Consider the following 17,961-nt stretch of genomic DNA (forward strand, 5'->3'; position numbering starts at 1 on the left):
TATGCTATTATTAAATTCACTAATAAAAATTAAATTGAAAAGAATGAGGAGTGGATGTTTGAATGACCCCTGACCCTGAAAGTCAGTCGATTGTTGGACAATTGATTTTAATTTTAGCTTTAACGCTATTAAATGCTTTTTTTGCTTCGGCAGAAATTGCACTAGTTTCTCTTAATAAGGGAAGAATGGAAAGCCAAGCCAATGATGGAGATAGAAAAGCGCGCAGACTTGTAAAATTACTTGAAAACCCAAATGGATTTTTAGCAACAATCCAAGTTGGAATTACGTTAGCAGGTTTTTTCTCAAGTGCATCAGCAGCAACAAGTATTGCTACCAAATTACAACCAGTATTTGGAGATGTAAGCTGGGCGAAAGAAGTTTCAATTATTGTGGTGACGCTTATCTTGTCTTATGTAACGTTAGTATTCGGAGAATTGTATCCAAAAAGAATAGCCATGCAAAAAGCCGAAGAAGTTTCTAAGTTCAGTGTGGGCTTTATCTCAATCATTGAAAAACTAATGAAACCTTTTGTATTTTTGTTATCTTTTTCAACGGATGTATTGGTTAAATTAACACCAATGGAAATTGATGCAGAAGAAGAAAAATTAACACGAGAAGAAATGCGTTTTATGTTAGAAAGCGGTCAAAAGGACGGTATTCTTGAAGCTTCAGAAGTTCATATGTTAAATGGTGTCTTTTCATTAGACACGAAAATGGCACGAGAAATTATGGTACCTAGAACAGATACGTTTATGATCGATTTAGAAGATAGTTACGATGAAAATATTGATTTATTATTGGATTGTCGTTATTCGCGTGTACCAATATATGAAGAAGACAATATTATTGGGATTATCCATTTAAAAGATGTTTTGAAAGAAGCAAAACGTGTTGGTTTTGAACAAATAAACTTAAAAGAAATTTTGAATGCAGCTTTATTTGTACCTGAAACTATTTTTATTGATGATTTGCTTTTTGAATTGAAGAAAACGCAAAATCAAATGGCTATCTTGCTAGATGAATATGGCGGAGTAGTTGGTATTGTTACTTTAGAAGATTTAGTAGAGGAAATCGTTGGCGAAATTGAAGATGAGTATGACGAAATCTCTGATTTATATCAGAAAATTGACGAGTCGACTTATCTAGTCCAAGGTCGTATGCCGATTGATAAATTTAATGAACTCTTCCATCTAAATGTTGAAGGCAAAGATGTCGATACAATTGCTGGATATATGCTAACAGAATTAGGCACAATCCCTGAGAATAATGAAAACCTTTCATTAAAAGTTGATTCTGTTGAGTTAATTTCTAAAGAGGTAGAGAATACTCGTTTAATGAATATAGAGGTAAAAGTTCTAACAAGTTAATCAAGTATAGAGAAGACTGAATTCTATGAATAGTGGAGTTCAGTCTTTTACTGTCTTAAAGCCTGAGTAGTACAGTTTTGATTATCTGTGCTATGCTGGACTAGATAGCGTTTAGGTAGAATCTAAGGGTGCTATAAATGCAAAGCAGAACGAGAATAGGCACATTCCGATAAACTTTTAAAATAAGATTTAAAAAGACCTCTCAAAATGCTATAATAATTTAGATAATGATTTTTTTTAGTTGAGTTAAAACTAAAAACGAGGAAATTAGGTGGAGCTGTGTAGTTTACATGCCATTAATATAAATAATGAACTTAAAATTTAACCGAATGAGGACTGATACGAATGAAACAAACATTAAAAGAAGAAGTTGCTTCACGTAAGACGTTTGCAATTATTTCCCATCCAGATGCTGGGAAAACGACGATTACTGAGCAATTATTATTATTTGGTGGAGCAATTCGCCAAGCCGGAACAGTAAAAGGAAAAAAAAGTGGCAAATTTGCTAAATCGGATTGGATGGAAATTGAAAAACAACGTGGAATTTCTGTTACTAGTTCTGTGATGCAATTTGATTACCAAGGTAAGCGTGTAAATATTCTAGATACCCCAGGGCATGAGGATTTTTCTGAGGATACGTATCGAACTTTGATGGCTGTTGATAGTGCGGTCATGGTTATCGATAGTGCTAAAGGAATCGAGCCACAAACAAAGAAATTATTTAAGGTTTGTCGTATGCGTGGTATTCCCATTTTTACCTTTATTAATAAGTTAGATCGAGATGGTAAAGAACCGATTGATTTATTAGCTGAATTGGAAGAAGTCTTAGAAATTGATTCTTACCCAATGAACTGGCCAATTGGTATGGGAAAAGGCTTAATGGGACTTTATGATAACTACAATAAGCGTATTGAAATTCACCGTCCTGAACAACTTGGTGGCGAACGTTTTATTGAGTTAAATGCGGAAGGCCAAATTGAGGGAGATCACCCAATTAAAATTTCAAATGTCTATGATCAGGCTTTAGAAGACATTGAGCTTCTTAATGAAGCCGGCAATGAATTTTCAGAAGAACGAATTGCGAATGGCGAATTGACACCTGTCTTTTTTGGATCAGCTTTAACAAATTTTGGTGTACAAACCTTTTTAGACACCTATTTAAAATTTGCTCCAAGTCCAACTGCTCATAAAACAGACGATGGAGAAAAAATTAGTCCTTACACTGAAGAGTTTTCTGGATTTGTCTTTAAGATTCAAGCGAATATGGATCCGGCTCACCGTGATCGGATTGCTTTTCTAAGAATCTGTTCAGGCGAATTTGAGCGTGGTATGGATGTTACTTTGTCGCGTACAGCCCGCAAAATGAAATTGTCGAATTCTACTCAATTTATGGCAGAAAGTCGTGAAACAGTTCAACATGCAGTTGCTGGAGATATTATTGGGCTATATGATACAGGAAACTTCCAAATTGGAGACACTCTTTTCAGTGGAAAAATGAATGTATCCTATGAGAAATTGCCACAATTTACTCCAGAAATGTTTATGAAAGTTAGCGCGAAAAATGTCATGAAGCAAAAGTCTTTCCATAAAGGTATGAACCAACTTGTTCAAGAGGGTGCTATCCAATTGTATAAGACATACCACACAGAGGATTATATCTTAGGTGCAGTCGGACAACTTCAATTTGAAGTCTTCCAACACCGAATGTTAGGGGAATACAATGCTGAAGTTATTATGACGCCGATGGGTTCTAAAATTGCTCGTTGGATTAGACCAGAAGATTTAGATGAGAATATGTCATCTAGTCGTAATTTACTTGTAAGAGATCGTTATGATCAGCCTCTGTTCTTATTTGAAAATCAATTTGCAATGCGTTGGTTCCATGATAAGTACCCAGATATTGAATTGACAGCTTTACTATAAAATAAAAAAATAAAAGTTCCTTTTTATCGATTTTTGATAAAAAGGAACTTTTTTTATTTTAAGAAAAGAATATATAATTAACAGAAACTGAAAGTAGTTGTTCTTAAATATATACCTTGTTTTATTCAACAGTAAGCATTACAAATATAAAACGAATCAAATATTAACGACATAACCATTTTTCAATATATTTATATAAATGTTGATGTTCCGAATCAAAATGAAGATAGGTCATTTATTAGTGCGATTATGCAAATTAGAAGATACTTATATGGGAATTTAAACGAAAAAAATATTACGTAATTATGTTTCGGGATCATATAAACGATTAAATTTTAAAGGGATAATGAGCTTTTATCCTTTATATTCGCTAAAGGCAAAGGATTTGGTAAAATTTACGAAGGATACAAGAATTGGAAAATCTAATTTGGAAGTACCTAGTTTTTTGCGAATTTATCGAGCAATAGAAGAGAAAGTTGTTACATCTGGAATAGAGGCAAATATGCATCCTAAAACAAATTACTATAATTATTAATGTTTACATTAAAAATATGCTGAGATAATTTTTTTGAATAAGTAATAAAAAAATACCGTGACTTGCTTTTATTTACAGGCAAGTCACGGCATTTTATATTTAAAATAAATAGAATCAGAGCAAATGGAAAAAGCCTTTACGAATAGCTAGAAAATAGAGTTATGTTTAACTATTTGTAAATAATTTTTTCATTTGATCAGAAGCGCATGAGAAAATCAATCCGTTAGATTAACAGATATTTCAACTAAATTAGGCGCTTTCAAAATATCAACTTGATCAGGAGTCGTTTTCAAGACTTCAGTAATTGCATAGTTGATTTCATTATTTTTAATGTTTCGTAGCTTATTTGTTAGAACAACATCTTTGTGTGTAGCGGCGCCAGAAAATATGACTGTGGTTTGTCCTAAAGAATAGACTTTGATAAAAACAGCATCTGTATTGCCTAGCTGCTCAGCGACTAAAGATGAGTGGCTATTGGTTACATCAATTAATTTCATTTGTCATCACCTCTTCTAAATAAATATAGTACGTTTTTACATAAGTTTATTATATAATGAAAGTCAGACTTTATCAAAGAATATATCCTATTAAAATAAGATTGGCTGATTCTTTTCTAATTTCGTAAATATGATATGATAGGTTTCAAGGATTAATTTTTTTAGTAAAATTTGCCTTGCTAAATATAGCATGCTGAAAATTTAAAGTTAGAATACATGAAACAGAGGGATTAAAACATGCAGAAACTCAAAAAAATAATGCGTCAATTAGTGGGGCGCTTTTCTTCAATTCAAATGATTGTCATTTTTTATTTTATAGCTGTCGTGGTTGCGGCTATTTTGCTCTCGCTACCTATTTTTAGAATACCTGGCCAAGAACTTTCCTTTCTAGATTTGATGTTTACTGCAGTCAGCACAGTTAGTGTGACAGGTTTAACGACGATTGATTTAGGTTCAACCTATAATCGAGCAGGAGTCGGATTATTAATGGTCCTATTTCAGTTAGGTAGTTTAGGGATTATGATGATTTCAACATCTTTTTTTATTCTTTCAAAACGAAAAATCTCTTTAAAACAGCGGCAATTAATTATGGTGGATATGAATCAGCCTAATTTAAGTGGAATTGTTCGGCTAATTAGAAATGCTTTAGCTATTATTATTTGGTTTCAACTCATTGGTGGTTTGATTTTGAGTGTGTACTTTTATTACAATTACTATACTATTCATGATGCCTTATTTTATGGATTTTACACAGCTGTTTCCGCAGTAACTAATTCAGGGGCGGATATTACGGGTACCTCATTGATAGACTTTTCGCAAGATTATTTTATTCAAACGATTGTGATGTTTCTAATTGTAGTTGGTGGAATCGGTTTTCCCGTTTTGATTGAATTAAAGGCTTTTTTTAACTACAAGAAAAAGAAACACGATTTGCCTTTTCGTTTTTCTTTATTTGCTAAACTTTCTATGTGGGCGTTCTTAATTTTATTTGTTGTTGGTAGCGTCTTAATTTGGTTACTAGAATTTGATGACTTTTTTAAAGGAATGAATTTTACTGAAAGTGCGTTTTACTCCATGTTTTTCTCTGTTAGTACGCGTAATGCTGGCCTATTAACGACTCCTTTGGGTAATTTTAGTGATGGGACATTGTTACTTTTTGCAGCACTGATGTTTGTGGGAGCTAGTCCTAGTTCAGTCGGAGGGGGGATTCGAACGACTACTTTGGCTATTGTGGTTTTATATCTCTTTTCTTTTATTCGTAGTCGAGAAAATATTAATATATTCGGACGACGTATTCATAATGACGATGTAAAAAAATCAATTGTAGTTCTAAATCTTTCAATTGCGTTATGTTTTTTTAGTGTCTTAGTTTTAAGCGTCACAGAAAAACATAGTTTAGTTTCGTTAGTTGTTGAAGTTGCATCTGCTTTTGGAACGACAGGATTATCAATGGGTATTACACCAAGTTTATCTATTTTCGGAAAAATAATGATCATGATTTTAATGTTTATTGGTCGTGTTGGTATGCTCTATATGTTAATGTTACTTGTTCCGAAAGAAAAAAGAGATGCAAATTATTTGTATCCAACAGAAAAAATTATTATCGGTTAGCCAGATAGAAAAAGGGTCAGGACAATTTTTGTCCTGACCCTTTTTCAGCTTATTCGTCTTCTTTTTTAGTTAGAACAACTTCTTCAGAAACAACAGGTTCGTTGCTTTTCTCAGTTACGATTAAATCACCATTTGCATCTGTTGTTGCAGCTAATTCTTTAATCTCAGGATGATCAAGATAGAAATCAGCAATCTTATCTTCAATTTGTTCTTGAATCACACGACGTAATGGACGTGCCCCCATCTTAGGATCATAGCCCAATTCGACTAGTTTTTCTTTGGCTGCTTCATCAACGACAATTGAAATTCCTTGATCCACAAGCATATGATTAACATCAAGTAGTAACAAATCGACAATTTTAATCAAATGTGTTTTGTCTAGTTGATTAAATTCAACGATTGCATCAAAGCGATTGATGAATTCTGGTTTAAAGTAGTTAGTAAGTTGATCTAAAACAGAATTTTGTGTGGCATTATTGGTTGCACCAAATCCAACACTGGCTTCAACGTTACCTGTTCCAGCATTACTAGTCATAATAATGATGGTGTCTTTAAAGCTGACTGTTCTTCCTTGTGCATCTGTTAAACGTCCATCGTCTAAAATTTGAAGGAACATGTGCATGACATCAGGATGCGCTTTTTCAATTTCATCTAGTAAAACGATACTATATGGATTGCGGCGCACTTTTTCTGTTAACTGACCAGCTTCATCATAGCCTACATAACCTGGTGGTGAACCGATAAGTTTAGCGACACTGTGTTTTTCCATATACTCACTCATATCAAAACGAATGATGGAATCAGCAGTCCCAAATAGTTCAACAGCTAATTGCTTAGCCAATTCAGTTTTCCCAACTCCGGTAGGTCCTACAAATAGGAAAGATCCAATTGGGCGATTTTTCTTATTGAGACCGATTCGGCTACGACGAATGGCTTTGGAAACTTTTTCCACCGCTTCGTTTTGACCAATAACATGTTGTTGTAAATCTTCAGCTAAATTGCGCAACTGAGCTTGCTCTTTTTCTTTAATATCCCCGACTGGAATATTTGTTTTCATTTCGATAATTTGTTCCATATCTTTTTCAGTAACAATCGGTTTTTCAGTATCCGGTTGTTGTTGATCACGCATTGCAGCTAATTTAGCAGCTTGATCACGATAATAAGCGGCTTTTTCATAGTCTTCTTGTTGTAAGGCAGCTTGTTTTTGAGATGCTGCATCAGCAATTTTGTCTTCAATGATTTTTGGATCGACTGTTTGAATAGTCAAATTTTTCTTAGAACCAGCTTCATCAAGTAAATCGATGGCTTTATCAGGCAAGAAACGATCTTGAATGTAACGACTTGATAATGTTACTGCACTTTCAATCGCTGCATCTGTATACCCAACTTGATGGTAATCTTCATATTTCTTTTGAATTCCTTTTAGAATCGTAATCGTTTCTTCGGCGGTTGGTTCATCCACTCGAACAGGTTGCATACGTCTTTCTAGTGCTGCATCTTTTTCAATGGTCCGGTACTCTTTTAGAGTTGTTGCTCCTACCATTTGAAGTTCACCTCGAGCTAATGCTGGTTTTAACATATTGCCTGCATCCATACTACCTTCAGCGCTACCAGCGCCAACAATTTCATGAACTTCGTCAATAAATAAAATAATTTGTGGATTTTTCTTTAATTCATCCATCAGCTGTTGCATCCGTTCTTCAAATTGACCACGAATTCCTGTTCCTTGGACTAAACTAGCCACATCTAAACGTATAACCTCTTTATCCATCAGTTTTTGAGGAACATCGCCTTCAATGATTTTTTGAGCAAGACCTTCAACCACAGCTGTTTTACCAACACCGGGTTCTCCGATTAAAACAGGATTATTTTTAGTACGGCGATTTAAGATTTCAATCACACGTTTAATTTCATTATCTCGTCCAATAACTGGATCAATAGCTCCGTTTTTTGCCATATCCGTTAAATTTGTACCGTATTCGGCTAATAATCCACCTTGACGACCATTAGGGCGTTTTCCGCCTCCGCCTGATTGAGTTGGAGGAATCATTTGTGGATTAGGTTGACCTTGTGGCGATTGGCCAGCTTGGAAAGCTTTAAATAATTCGTCTAAGCCACCTAGACCAAAAGGATCAGGAGTATTATTTGAGCGATTCATTTTTAAGTCACCTCGTTCTTTAGCTGCTTTTAATTCTTGATAGCAATTTTGACATAAATCTATCTGGCCTCTTTGGCCGTTCATACTTGTATATAAATGAATTGTGGCATCGTGTTGATTACAGTTTTGACATAACATAAAAAGTCACAACCTTTCAGTAGTTTAATTAACCATGTAATGAAAGTCAGTTTTTTTTGTTGACCAATACTGACCTTACTGATTAATATTATACACTGACCTTTACTGACTTTCAAGTTCTTTGCTTAACTCTTTTACTTTTTCATTAAAATCTACTACACTAGAGATAACAAAATTAGGAAGTGGGCAAAAGATGAAAGAAAAGTTGGTAACTATTTTATTTAGTTTATTTATATTTTGGACTAGTATTGGACTGCTTTTTCAATTATTTTCATCAGACAATAGAACCTATTTCATTTTATATATCATAGGAATAATCATAATAGGAGGACTTTGTGTCAGTGGTTTCTTATTACTTGTGTACCCAACTTGGCTAGCTTTATTCATTATAAGTATTGTGATAGGAATTAATTTCGTGATTGAACGTTTCAGTCTTTTTAATTCACGAGTAGGCTTATTAGAAAGTTCTGCAGTACATGCAGATTCATTTTTCATAAGAGAAGCAACAATCTATTTACTTCCTTTTAATTTAGCTATTTTTTGGCTAATAAATATAGTTAGCTGTCATCTTTTATGGAAGCAAATTACGCGTTATATCCGCGGTTTGAAAAGTCAAGGTGTCATATATGTTGTGGGTGCAACTATGGCATCCATGAGTATTCATCGTTTATTAACCCCAAGTTTACTAAATCTTAAACGGTATAGTTGGTTCCAAGGAGAGTCTTTTATTTACGGAGAAGGGTCTTATCGTTTTTATTTCAACTGGCTACTTATTGTTGGGCTACTGCATTTATTTATTTGGTCCGTCCTTGTCCTTTCAGAAAATTGGAAACAAACAATTAGTGCTGAATATAGTTATCAAACGCTTAGTGTTTATAGCCTCATTGTATTTTGTACAATGATTGTTGGGTTTTATACATTAAATTGGTTGACAGTATTCCTCTATATCCTTTTTAATGGTTTCACCTATTTTCTTTTTACCCAGTCAAAAATGGGATACGAAATTGATTTAAATCAGTTAATGCCATCTTTTTTTAAGAAAAAATTGTTTTAACTATCAGGAAATTATGTTAATTTAATAGATTATATAGGAAGGAGACTTGCCCATGTCACATGAAGAAATGGAAAAACAAGTTACAGAATTAGTCGATGGTCAAATTCAAGAGTTGCTTGTGAAGAAAGAAGATTTTATGACTTTCAGAACAATTTGGTTAAGCCACCCTAGAAAAGATGAAATTATAGGGGAAGCAAAACTACATGGTGAAGTTGTTTATCGGTTGGTTCCAATAGAAAAATCGAATATGTAAGTAAAGAAAAGCAAAAAATAGTTGTAGAATGTTGCAAAAAATGTTAATCTGTAAAGATGAAAGGGTTATTTTTGATTCCTTATTTAAAAATCGTTATTTTAATAGGTTTTTAAGTCGGTTTTGAAGGTAATTCTAAAAAAAAAATACTTTTTTTGAGGGAGACTTATTATTATGGAAAAACGCGAATTTCATGTAGTAGCAGATACAGGGATCCATGCACGTCCAGCTACATTATTAGTGCAAACAGCAAGCAAATTCAATTCAGATATTAACTTAGAATACAAAGGTAAATCAGTAAACTTAAAATCAATCATGGGCGTTATGTCACTTGGTGTTGGCCAAGGTGCTGATGTTGTGATTACTGCTGAAGGTGCTGACGAAGCTGAAGCAATCGCTGGAATCGAAGAAACAATGAAGAAAGAAGGCTTAGCTGAATAATGGTTGAAATGTTAAAGGGGATTGCGGCTAGTGATGGCGTAGCTATTGCTAAAGTTTATATGCTGATCGAACCTGATTTATCATTCAACAAAATTACAGTTGAGGATTCTGCTTCAGAAAACGAACGTCTTGCAAATGCATTAAATAAAGCGAAACAAGAACTTGAACTGATTCGTCAAAAAGCTGCTGAAAGCTTAGGTGAAGAAGAAGCTCAGGTATTTGATGCACACTTAATGGTTCTTTCTGATCCAGAATTAATCGGGAGTATTGAAGGCAACATAAAAGATAATAAAGTGAACGCTGAAAGCGGCTTGAAAGAAGTTACGGACATGTTTATTAGCATGTTTGAAGGCATGGAAGATAATCCTTACATGCAAGAACGTGCAGCTGACATTAAAGATGTTACTAAACGCGTAATGAGCCATTTACTAGGCGTGAAGTTACCAAATCCTTCAATGATTGATGAAGAAGTTATCGTTGTGGCTCATGATTTAACACCAAGTGACACAGCACAATTAAATCGTCAATTTGTTAAAGCTTTTGTAACAGATATTGGTGGACGTACGTCACATTCTGCAATCATGGCTCGTTCTCTTGAAATTCCTGCAATTGTAGGAACAAAAGAAATTACAGCTAAGGTTAAAGAAAATGATTCAATCATCGTTGATGGTCTTGAAGGGGATGTTATCATCCACCCTGAAGCTAGTGACGTGACGAAGTATGAAGAAAAAGCAACTGCTTTCGCAGCTCAAAAAGCTGAGTGGGACAAGTTGAAAAATGAAAAAACATTAACTGCTGATGGTAAACACATTGAGTTAGCTGCTAATATTGGAACTCCAAAAGATTTAGTTGGAGTGAAAAATAATGGTGGTGAAGCTGTTGGACTATATCGTACTGAATTCCTTTACATGGATTCACCAGATTTCCCAACAGAAGAAGCTCAATTTGAAGCATACAAGGCAGTTCTTGAAGGTATGGAAGGCAAAGCAGTTGTCGTTCGGACTATGGATATTGGTGGAGATAAAGAGTTACCTTATTTAACTTTACCACATGAAATGAATCCTTTCTTAGGCTACCGCGCAATCCGTATTTGTTTAGCACAACCTGATATGTTCAGAACTCAATTGCGCGCATTATTACGTGCTTCTGTTTTCGGTCAATTACGTATCATGTTCCCAATGATTGCAACACTTGGCGAATTCCGTCAAGCTAAGTCAATGTTACTTGAAGAAAAAGCTAAATTAGTTAGTGAAGGTGTTGAAGTTTCTAATGATATCGAAGTGGGTATCATGATTGAAATTCCAGCTGCAGCCGTTATTGCTGATAAATTTGCTAAGGAAGTTGATTTCTTTAGTATCGGAACAAATGACTTGATTCAATATACAATGGCAGCGGATCGTATGAACGAACGCGTTTCATATTTATACCAACCTTACAACCCATCAATTTTACGTTTAATTAAAAATGTTATTGATGCTTCTCATAAAGAAGGTAAATGGACTGGTATGTGTGGTGAAATGGCTGGAGATCAAACGGCTGTACCATTATTAATGGGTCTTGGTTTAGATGAGTTTTCTATGAGTGCTTCAAGTATTTTAAAAACTCGTAGCTTAATGAAACGTTTAGACACAACTAAGATGGCAGAATTAGCAGATAAAGCAATCAATGATTGTGATACAGCTGAAGAAGTCGTTGCACTAGTTGAATCTTACACTAAATAAGCAAAGTCAAAATGGTTATAGGTGGTCATCACTTATAGCCATTTTTTTATGTAAAATAGGATTATTTACTCATTTTTTCTTTCAATAGTCGTTAAGAAATCGTGAATAATTAGGCTAATAAATGAAAAGATACATAATTTATGTTAGTCTATAAGTAGAGTAAATGCCTTTATTTTGACATACACTAAACGAATTCTTTTATGGAAAAATAGGCTAGTCCTACCAAAAAATAGGACTTTAGATAAAAAAGAAATACAACCTTAGATGGATACGAAATAAACGAGATACCTATACAATAGTAGTATAAAGTTGTATTGAAAAATCAGTTTAGTTGGTTCAATCAAGTTGTTTGCAAACCTATTAAGTAGATTAAAGAGTAAAAAGGAGGGTGTATCATGAATATTGGACTATTTACAGATACGTATTTTCCACAAGTTAGTGGAGTGGCAACGTCAATCAAAACCTTGAAGGAAGAGTTGGAGCATAAAGGGCATCAAGTGACTATATTTACCACTACCGACCCTAATGCGGAAGAAGATGAACCAACTATTATACGCTTAACAAGTATTCCTTTTTTATCATTTAAAGATCGTCGAATTGCAGTTAGTGGAGCATATGTAGCCTTAAGAAAAGCTAAAAAATTAAATTTAGATATTATTCATACTCATACAGAATTTAGCGTAGGCTTTACAGGGAAATACGTGGCAAATCAATTAGACATTCCACTTGTTCATACGTATCACACAATGTATGAAGATTATTTACATTATATTGCAAAAGGCAAAATTTTACGTCCCAATCATGTTAAGCTGTTATCACGTTATTTTTGTAATCAAACCGTTGGTGTGATTGCTCCAAGTGAACGTGTTTTAAATCAATTAGCTGATTATGGTGTAACCGAAAGTATTGAGGTCATTCCTACAGGAGTAAAATTACAGAAATTTGAAAGGCTTGAGAATCGGAATATCCGAACAGAATTAGGTTTGACTCAAGAAGACAAAGTGATATTGTCACTAAGTCGTTTGTCTAAGGAGAAAAATACTGAAGCTATTTTACTGGCAATGCCTGAAATCATAAAAAATGAGCCCAATGCTAAATTAATTATTGTTGGAAAAGGTCCTCAGCGTCCAACATTAGACGCTCTTGCTGCAGAATTAGAAATCGAAGAATATGTGCAATTTTTAGGCGAGAAACCTAGTGAAGAAGTGGCAGGTTATTACCAAATGGCTGATTTATTTGTTAGTGCCTCTGAATCAGAATCGCAAGGCTTAACCTATATTGAAGCACTCGCTAGTGGAACAAGTATTATCGCTAAGGATAATGCCTATACCCGTGGCTTAGTTGGCGCTAATGAGTTTGGAGCACTTTTTAACCAAGATGAAGAACTAGCTGAAACAATTATCAGCACATTAGCAACCTTAAATGATCAAAAAAATAATGAATGGAAGCGACAAGAACTGTTGTATGATATTTCAGCAACAGCTTTTGGTGAACGTGTGCTTCAGTTTTATGAAGATAGTAATCGAAAATACCAAGTTGAAACTGCGACACATTTAAATGTCGCAAAATAAGAAATAGGACGTGAGACAATGATTAAAGTCAATATGTTTTCTTCGGCGGATAAAGTCAAAGGGCAAGGGGTTGGAAGTGCCTATTTAGAATTAATTAGATTGCTCCAAGAGCAAGCTAGGGATGAGATTGAGATGACGATTAATCGCTATCAAAAAACACAACTTAGTCACTATCATACAATTGATCCACTATTCTATTTAACGACTTTTTTTAGAAAACGTTTTGGTCGTCGCATTGGTTATGTTCATTTTGTTCCCAATACTTTAAAAGAAAGTATTAAAATACCCAAATTTGCTGAAAAGATTCTGGATTGGTATGTTGTTTCATTTTATAAACGAATGGATCATTTAGTTGTCGTAAATCCTAGTTTTATTCCTGAATTAGTTGCGCTAGGAATTGATGAAGCGAATATAACGTATATTCCTAACTTTGTTGCTCAATCGACTTTTTATGCCTATTCTCCAAATGAGATTGTAGAATTACGCAAAGAAGAAGGTTTAGCAGATGATAAATTTGTTGTTTTTGGAGCAGGTCAAGTTCAAGAGCGTAAAGGTGTTTTTGATTTTGCAACTTTGGCTGAAGAAATGCCAGATGTTCAGTTTATCTGGGCTGGTGGTTTTTCTTTTGGAAAAATTACTGACGGGTATGAACGTTATAAAAAATTAATGGATCATCCTCCAGAAAACTTAAAGTTTGTTGGGATTATTGACCGAAAAAAAATGGTAGACTATTATAATTTAGCCAATGTATTTTTATTGCCATCATATAATGAATTATTTCCTATGTGTATTTTAGAAGCTTTTGGAACAGAAACGCCAGTCTTGTTAAGAGACTTACCTTTATACAAACCTGTTATTGATGGTTATTATGCGGCTTGTGAAGATCGCCAAGCAATGGCTGCAGAAATTAGAAAATTAAAAGACAATCAAGAAGATTATCAAAAATTAAAAGAACGAGCTATTGCTGGAAATGCAGCCTATTCAGAGGAGCGCTTGACGACTATTTGGATTCGTTTTTATCAGGAACAAGCTCTTAAAGGAGAAAATAAATGGATAGAAGGAACAAATGGGCTTTAGGAGCAATTCTTGTTGTCGGACTCGCTATTTTTGCCTGGGAATTTAGAAAACTTTCTTTTGCTCAAGTTTATCAAGAACTACTTCAATTGAATTGGTTTTGGTTACTTGCGGCCTTGGGATGTATGCTGATTCACTGGGGAATTGAGGCTAAAATTATTCAAGGTCTCTTGCAACGAAGGAATTCAAATTATAGTTTTATCAATGCCTATCGAATTCCTTTAATTGAACATTTATTTAATGCGATTACGCCTTTTTCAAGTGGCGGGCAACCTGCACAATTAATGGCCTTGAAGAAAACCGGTGTCGATTTTGGCGTTGGAAGCTCTGTGCTCTTGATGAAATTTGTTGTTTATCAAGGGATGATTGTTTTAAATTTTGTTTGTTGTGTCTTTTTTGGTTATCAAGCATTAAGTGCTGAATTATCTAAATTATCAACCTTTGTATTTATTGGCTTAGCAGTTAATCTAGGTGTGATTACTATTTTACTTTTAATTACATTTAAAGCTAGTTGGTTAAAAAAAGTGATTCATTGGGTGATCGGTTGGTTGAGTCGATTTATTTCTTCAGATAAGCTTGGAAAATTTGAAATTTCTTTATTAGAAAAAGTGGATACTTTTTATGAGGAAAGTTTATATATTCGGAGTCAACGTTCTCTATTGATTAAAACCAGTATTTTAACCTTCATTCAGCTCGTCTTTTACTTTGTTGTTCCGTACTTTATTTTAAGAAGTTTAGGATTAACGGATATTAGTATTTTGACAATTATTAGTTTACATGCTTTTATCATTTTAATTGTCTCGCTATTTCCAATTCCGGGCGGAGCTGGGGGAGCCGAATATAGTTTTACTTTGTTATTTGGAAGTTTTATCCTTAGTCCTGAAAAGCTAATTATTGCACTTATACTTTGGCGTTTGATCACTCATTATACAGGGATTTTTATGGGTGTTGTGGCTTTAGGTATAAAAGATACGAAGATAGCTGTTGCAAAAGTACGAACCTAAAAAATACCACTGGATCCAATTGGATTCAGTGGTATTTTTTTATAAATTGACCTATACTTAATGGTAGAGGATTAAGAGAGGATGGGTTGCATGAGTAAACAAAAGATTGGTTTTATTGGCGTAGGGGTTATGGGGGCGTCTATTGTCAAACATTTATTAAAAGACGGATATGAAGTAAATATTTATAACCGAACTAAGAGCAAAGCAGATGAGGTTGTTAGTCTTGGGGCAATTTGGCAAGATACACCGAAGGCAGTGACTATAGAAAGTGATATTGTTTTTACGATTGTTGGCTATCCTAAAGACGTTGAGGAAGTCTACTATAGTGAAGATGGAATTTTTGCTGGAGCGACTAGTGAGAAGATTTTAGTTGATATGACTACTAGCACGCCTTCATTAGCACAAAAAATCTTTGCTACAGGTAGAGAAAGAAAAATTGAGGTTCTAGATGCTCCAGTCTCAGGAGGCGATCTAGGGGCTAAAAACGGCACTTTAACGATTATGGTAGGCGGCACGAAAGAGGCTTATCAAATCGTTGAACCTATTTTCAATGTATTTTCTGGAAAAGTTAAGCTACAAGGGGCAGCTGGAAGCGGACAGCATACTAAAATGGCTAATCAAATTATGATAGCTGGTACAATGGTGGGCATGTCTGAATTACTAGTTTATGCAAATGCTGCTGGCTTAGAATTGGAAAGTGTCTTGGATACTGTTGGTGGAGGAAGTGCCCAAAACTGGTCTTTAACAAATTATGCGCCTAGAATTTTAAGAGAAGATTTCACTGCTGGTTTTTTTGTGAAACATTTTGTCAAAGATTTAAAGATTGCATTAGCTGAAGCTGAAAAAATGGATATTCAATTACCAGGTACAAGCTTAGCAAAAGAATTATATGAAAAATTGGAAAATCAAGGTCATGGCAACGATGGAACACAAGCCTTAATTAAATTATGGTGGCCTGCTGGCGTTCAACCAAAAAGAAACTAAGGGAATTTAAAAAGCCGTTTACACCATATGATACTTGGTGTAAACGGCTTTTGCTTATGCCTTAGTTAAGGAGTTGACTTATTTGTTGCCATATAGGCTGTTAAGCGCTCCATTGCCAGTTCTAATTTTTCCATGCTTGCAGCGTAGCTTAAACGGACAAAGCCTTCACCAGCGGCTCCAAATGCAGATCCAGGAATAATAGCTAGTTTGTTCTTTTCAGCTAAATCCACACAGAAGTTCATACTATTTTGAGTATAGCCATCTGGAATTTTAGCGAAAATATAAAATGCACCATTTGGTCTGGCAATTTCGAAGCCCAGATTTTTCATTTTTTCATAAAGGAAATCACGGCGTTTCATGTATTCAATTTTCATTGGTAAAGCATCATCCGCTCCAGCAGTTAAAGCAGCAATCGCAGCTTTTTGAGCCATAGTAGTTGCGCTAGTAACCAGGTATTGATGGACTTTAACAATTTGACCAATTAGCTCTTGTGGAGCTAAGATAAAACCAATTCTCCAACCAGTCATGGCATGGGATTTTGAAAGTCCATTAATTAGAATGGTTTGGTCTCTAGCAAATTCAGCAATTGAAACATGCGTTTCTCCGTAGGTTAACTCACTATAAATTTCATCACTGATCACAAAAATACTATATTTTTTAACAGCATCTGCAATTGCTTTCACTTCTTCACGGTTGTATGTCACTCCGGTTGGGTTGCTGGGATAATTTAGAATGATCGCTTTAACCTGGTCCCCGTGTTCAAGCATTGCTGCTTCAATCATTTCTGGAGTTAAAACAAAGCCATTAGACGTAGTGTCTATATAGATAGGCTCAGCTCGAGCTAGCGTAATCAATGGTTCATACCCAGGGTAAATTGGTGTTGGAACAATAATTTTATCTCCTGGATTTAAAACAGCCAAAAGACTTGCTGAAAGAGCTTCAGTAGCTCCGACAGTGACCAAAATTTCATTTTCAGGGGCAAAAGAAACCTGATATTTTTTTTGCATAAAAGTAGCGACAGCTTTACGTAATTCTAAATCACCAGCCATGCCAGTATAATGGGAGTCATTGTTTTCAATTGCAGAGATACCAGCTAATTTTACATGTTCTGGTGTGTTGAAGTCTGGTTCACCTAAGGTTAGTTTCAGCATGTCTTCAATTACAGAGACTCTTTCGTCAAATCTACGAATATCTGAAACCTCGATTTTATAGGTTTGTTGATTAAATTTTTCTGATAATACTGTCATTCATAGTTCCCCCTATTCCTTAACTCTTACTCTAATTTAAGCTATTTTACCATAAAATGAAAAGCAAGTATCCTATTTCTGTTGAAAATAAGCAAATAATCTTTTTTCACTAACTGAGTATAGACGAGGTTAACTACTAAGCTAACTCAAAATAGTCCGCTTTTTGAAAGGGTATGTAGTTTTATTGAGACAATGATTTATTCAATTAAATTAAACTATACAATGCTCACTGAACGTTGTATAATGAATTCGGTTATTTTATTATGAAAAAAGATTTGCTAGAAAGCTGTGTTAAATTCTTTTTTTTTAATGAGAATGGAGTTTGATTAATGCGTTTTACAATAAAATCTGTTAGAATAATAAAGAGTCAAGTTTGAAAGGGGCAC

15 protein-coding genes are annotated in these 17,961 nt (G+C 34.5%); 12 read left to right on the forward strand and 3 right to left on the reverse strand.

Annotation, left to right across the window (positions count from 1 at the left end):
• The first annotated feature begins 62 nt into the window (after window positions 1–62).
• The 3 genes from BR77_RS16585 to BR77_RS16595 all read left to right on the forward strand — a co-directional run bounded on the left by BR77_RS16585 (window position 63) and on the right by BR77_RS16595 (window position 3,825).
• The gene (locus tag BR77_RS16585) at window positions 63–1,367 is read left to right on the forward strand and encodes a hemolysin family protein (RefSeq protein ID WP_035065825.1); all 1,305 of its coding nucleotides are present in this window, start codon (window positions 63–65) and stop codon (window positions 1,365–1,367) included.
• 345 nt (window positions 1,368–1,712) lie between these two features.
• Window positions 1,713–3,290 (forward strand): peptide chain release factor 3, encoded by a 1,578-nt coding sequence (locus BR77_RS16590; RefSeq protein WP_010050666.1) that lies wholly within the window; start codon window positions 1,713–1,715, stop codon window positions 3,288–3,290.
• A 385-nt stretch (window positions 3,291–3,675) separates the two neighbouring features.
• Window positions 3,676–3,825, forward strand: a complete 150-nt coding sequence (locus tag BR77_RS16595) for a hypothetical protein (protein ID WP_185751418.1) — start codon at window positions 3,676–3,678, stop codon at window positions 3,823–3,825.
• 215 nt (window positions 3,826–4,040) lie between these two features.
• On the opposite strand, the gene BR77_RS16600 is transcribed toward BR77_RS16595, so the two are convergent.
• The gene (locus tag BR77_RS16600) at window positions 4,041–4,322 is read right to left on the reverse strand and encodes a DUF1827 family protein (RefSeq protein ID WP_010050667.1); all 282 of its coding nucleotides are present in this window, start codon (window positions 4,320–4,322) and stop codon (window positions 4,041–4,043) included.
• A 237-nt stretch (window positions 4,323–4,559) separates the two neighbouring features.
• Here BR77_RS16600 and BR77_RS16605 point away from each other — a divergent pair, with 237 nt between their 5' ends.
• The gene (locus BR77_RS16605; protein WP_010050668.1) at window positions 4,560–5,933 is read left to right on the forward strand and encodes a TrkH family potassium uptake protein; all 1,374 of its coding nucleotides are present in this window, start codon (window positions 4,560–4,562) and stop codon (window positions 5,931–5,933) included.
• A 49-nt stretch (window positions 5,934–5,982) separates the two neighbouring features.
• On the opposite strand, the gene BR77_RS16610 is transcribed toward BR77_RS16605, so the two are convergent.
• A complete protein-coding gene (locus tag BR77_RS16610) occupies window positions 5,983–8,229 on the reverse strand; it encodes an ATP-dependent Clp protease ATP-binding subunit (protein ID WP_010050670.1) in 2,247 nt (748 codons plus the stop codon).
• 193 nt (window positions 8,230–8,422) lie between these two features.
• On the opposite strand from BR77_RS16610, the gene BR77_RS16615 reads away from it, so the two are divergent.
• The 8 genes from BR77_RS16615 to BR77_RS16650 all read left to right on the forward strand — a co-directional run bounded on the left by BR77_RS16615 (window position 8,423) and on the right by BR77_RS16650 (window position 16,328).
• Window positions 8,423–9,283: a hypothetical protein gene (locus BR77_RS16615; protein ID WP_010050672.1), complete on the forward strand. Its 861-nt coding sequence runs from the start codon at window positions 8,423–8,425 to the stop codon at window positions 9,281–9,283.
• Between the two features lie 52 nt (window positions 9,284–9,335).
• Entirely contained in the window at window positions 9,336–9,536 is a 201-nt protein-coding gene (locus BR77_RS16620; RefSeq protein ID WP_010050675.1) for a hypothetical protein, read from the forward strand.
• A gap of 171 nt (window positions 9,537–9,707) precedes the next feature.
• A complete protein-coding gene (locus tag BR77_RS16625; RefSeq protein WP_010050677.1) occupies window positions 9,708–9,974 on the forward strand; it encodes a phosphocarrier protein HPr in 267 nt (88 codons plus the stop codon).
• Window positions 9,974–11,695 (forward strand): phosphoenolpyruvate--protein phosphotransferase, encoded by a 1,722-nt coding sequence (gene ptsP / locus BR77_RS16630; RefSeq protein ID WP_010050680.1) that lies wholly within the window; start codon window positions 9,974–9,976, stop codon window positions 11,693–11,695. The genes BR77_RS16625 and ptsP overlap by 1 nt, the downstream gene beginning before the upstream one ends.
• Window positions 11,696–12,090: 395 nt before the next feature.
• A complete protein-coding gene (locus BR77_RS16635) occupies window positions 12,091–13,266 on the forward strand; it encodes a glycosyltransferase family 4 protein (protein WP_015076964.1) in 1,176 nt (391 codons plus the stop codon).
• Between the two features lie 18 nt (window positions 13,267–13,284).
• Complete coding sequence (locus BR77_RS16640) at window positions 13,285–14,343, forward strand: glycosyltransferase family 4 protein (RefSeq protein WP_015076963.1); 1,059 nt, start codon at window positions 13,285–13,287, stop codon at window positions 14,341–14,343.
• Window positions 14,316–15,344, forward strand: a complete 1,029-nt coding sequence (locus BR77_RS16645) for a lysylphosphatidylglycerol synthase transmembrane domain-containing protein (protein WP_010050684.1) — start codon at window positions 14,316–14,318, stop codon at window positions 15,342–15,344. Before BR77_RS16640 ends, BR77_RS16645 begins: the two co-directional genes overlap by 28 nt.
• A 90-nt stretch (window positions 15,345–15,434) precedes the next feature.
• Entirely contained in the window at window positions 15,435–16,328 is an 894-nt protein-coding gene (locus BR77_RS16650; RefSeq protein ID WP_015076962.1) for an NAD(P)-dependent oxidoreductase, read from the forward strand.
• A gap of 65 nt (window positions 16,329–16,393) precedes the next feature.
• Here the strand turns inward: BR77_RS16650 and BR77_RS16655 are convergent, their stop codons facing one another.
• Window positions 16,394–17,575 carry a pyridoxal phosphate-dependent aminotransferase gene (locus BR77_RS16655; RefSeq protein ID WP_010050688.1) on the reverse strand — a complete coding sequence of 394 codons (1,182 nt, stop codon included), beginning with the start codon at window positions 17,573–17,575 and terminating at the stop codon, window positions 16,394–16,396.
• Window positions 17,576–17,961: the final 386 nt, after the last annotated feature.

Source organism: Carnobacterium maltaromaticum DSM 20342 (assembly GCF_000744945.1).
Lineage (GTDB): Bacteria > Bacillota > Bacilli > Lactobacillales > Carnobacteriaceae > Carnobacterium > Carnobacterium maltaromaticum.

Bases quoted from the DNA above. Each gene is read 5' to 3' on its own strand.
- BR77_RS16605 (WP_010050668.1), top strand. From the start codon at position 4,560: ATGCAGAAACTCAAAAAAATAATGCGTCAATTAGTGGGGCGCTTTTCT.
- BR77_RS16645 (WP_010050684.1), top strand. From the start codon at position 14,316: ATGGATAGAAGGAACAAATGGGCTTTAGGAGCAATTCTTGTTGTCGGA.
- BR77_RS16590 (WP_010050666.1), top strand. From the start codon at position 1,713: ATGAAACAAACATTAAAAGAAGAAGTTGCTTCACGTAAGACGTTTGCA.
- BR77_RS16635 (WP_015076964.1), top strand. From the start codon at position 12,091: ATGAATATTGGACTATTTACAGATACGTATTTTCCACAAGTTAGTGGA.
- BR77_RS16585 (WP_035065825.1), top strand. From the start codon at position 63: ATGACCCCTGACCCTGAAAGTCAGTCGATTGTTGGACAATTGATTTTA.
- ptsP (WP_010050680.1), top strand. From the start codon at position 9,974: ATGGTTGAAATGTTAAAGGGGATTGCGGCTAGTGATGGCGTAGCTATT.
- BR77_RS16600 (WP_010050667.1), bottom strand. From the start codon at position 4,322: ATGAAATTAATTGATGTAACCAATAGCCACTCATCTTTAGTCGCTGAG.
- BR77_RS16615 (WP_010050672.1), top strand. From the start codon at position 8,423: ATGAAAGAAAAGTTGGTAACTATTTTATTTAGTTTATTTATATTTTGG.
- BR77_RS16610 (WP_010050670.1), bottom strand. From the start codon at position 8,229: ATGTTATGTCAAAACTGTAATCAACACGATGCCACAATTCATTTATAT.
- BR77_RS16650 (WP_015076962.1), top strand. From the start codon at position 15,435: ATGAGTAAACAAAAGATTGGTTTTATTGGCGTAGGGGTTATGGGGGCG.
- BR77_RS16655 (WP_010050688.1), bottom strand. From the start codon at position 17,575: ATGACAGTATTATCAGAAAAATTTAATCAACAAACCTATAAAATCGAG.
- BR77_RS16640 (WP_015076963.1), top strand. From the start codon at position 13,285: ATGATTAAAGTCAATATGTTTTCTTCGGCGGATAAAGTCAAAGGGCAA.
- BR77_RS16620 (WP_010050675.1), top strand. From the start codon at position 9,336: ATGTCACATGAAGAAATGGAAAAACAAGTTACAGAATTAGTCGATGGT.
- BR77_RS16625 (WP_010050677.1), top strand. From the start codon at position 9,708: ATGGAAAAACGCGAATTTCATGTAGTAGCAGATACAGGGATCCATGCA.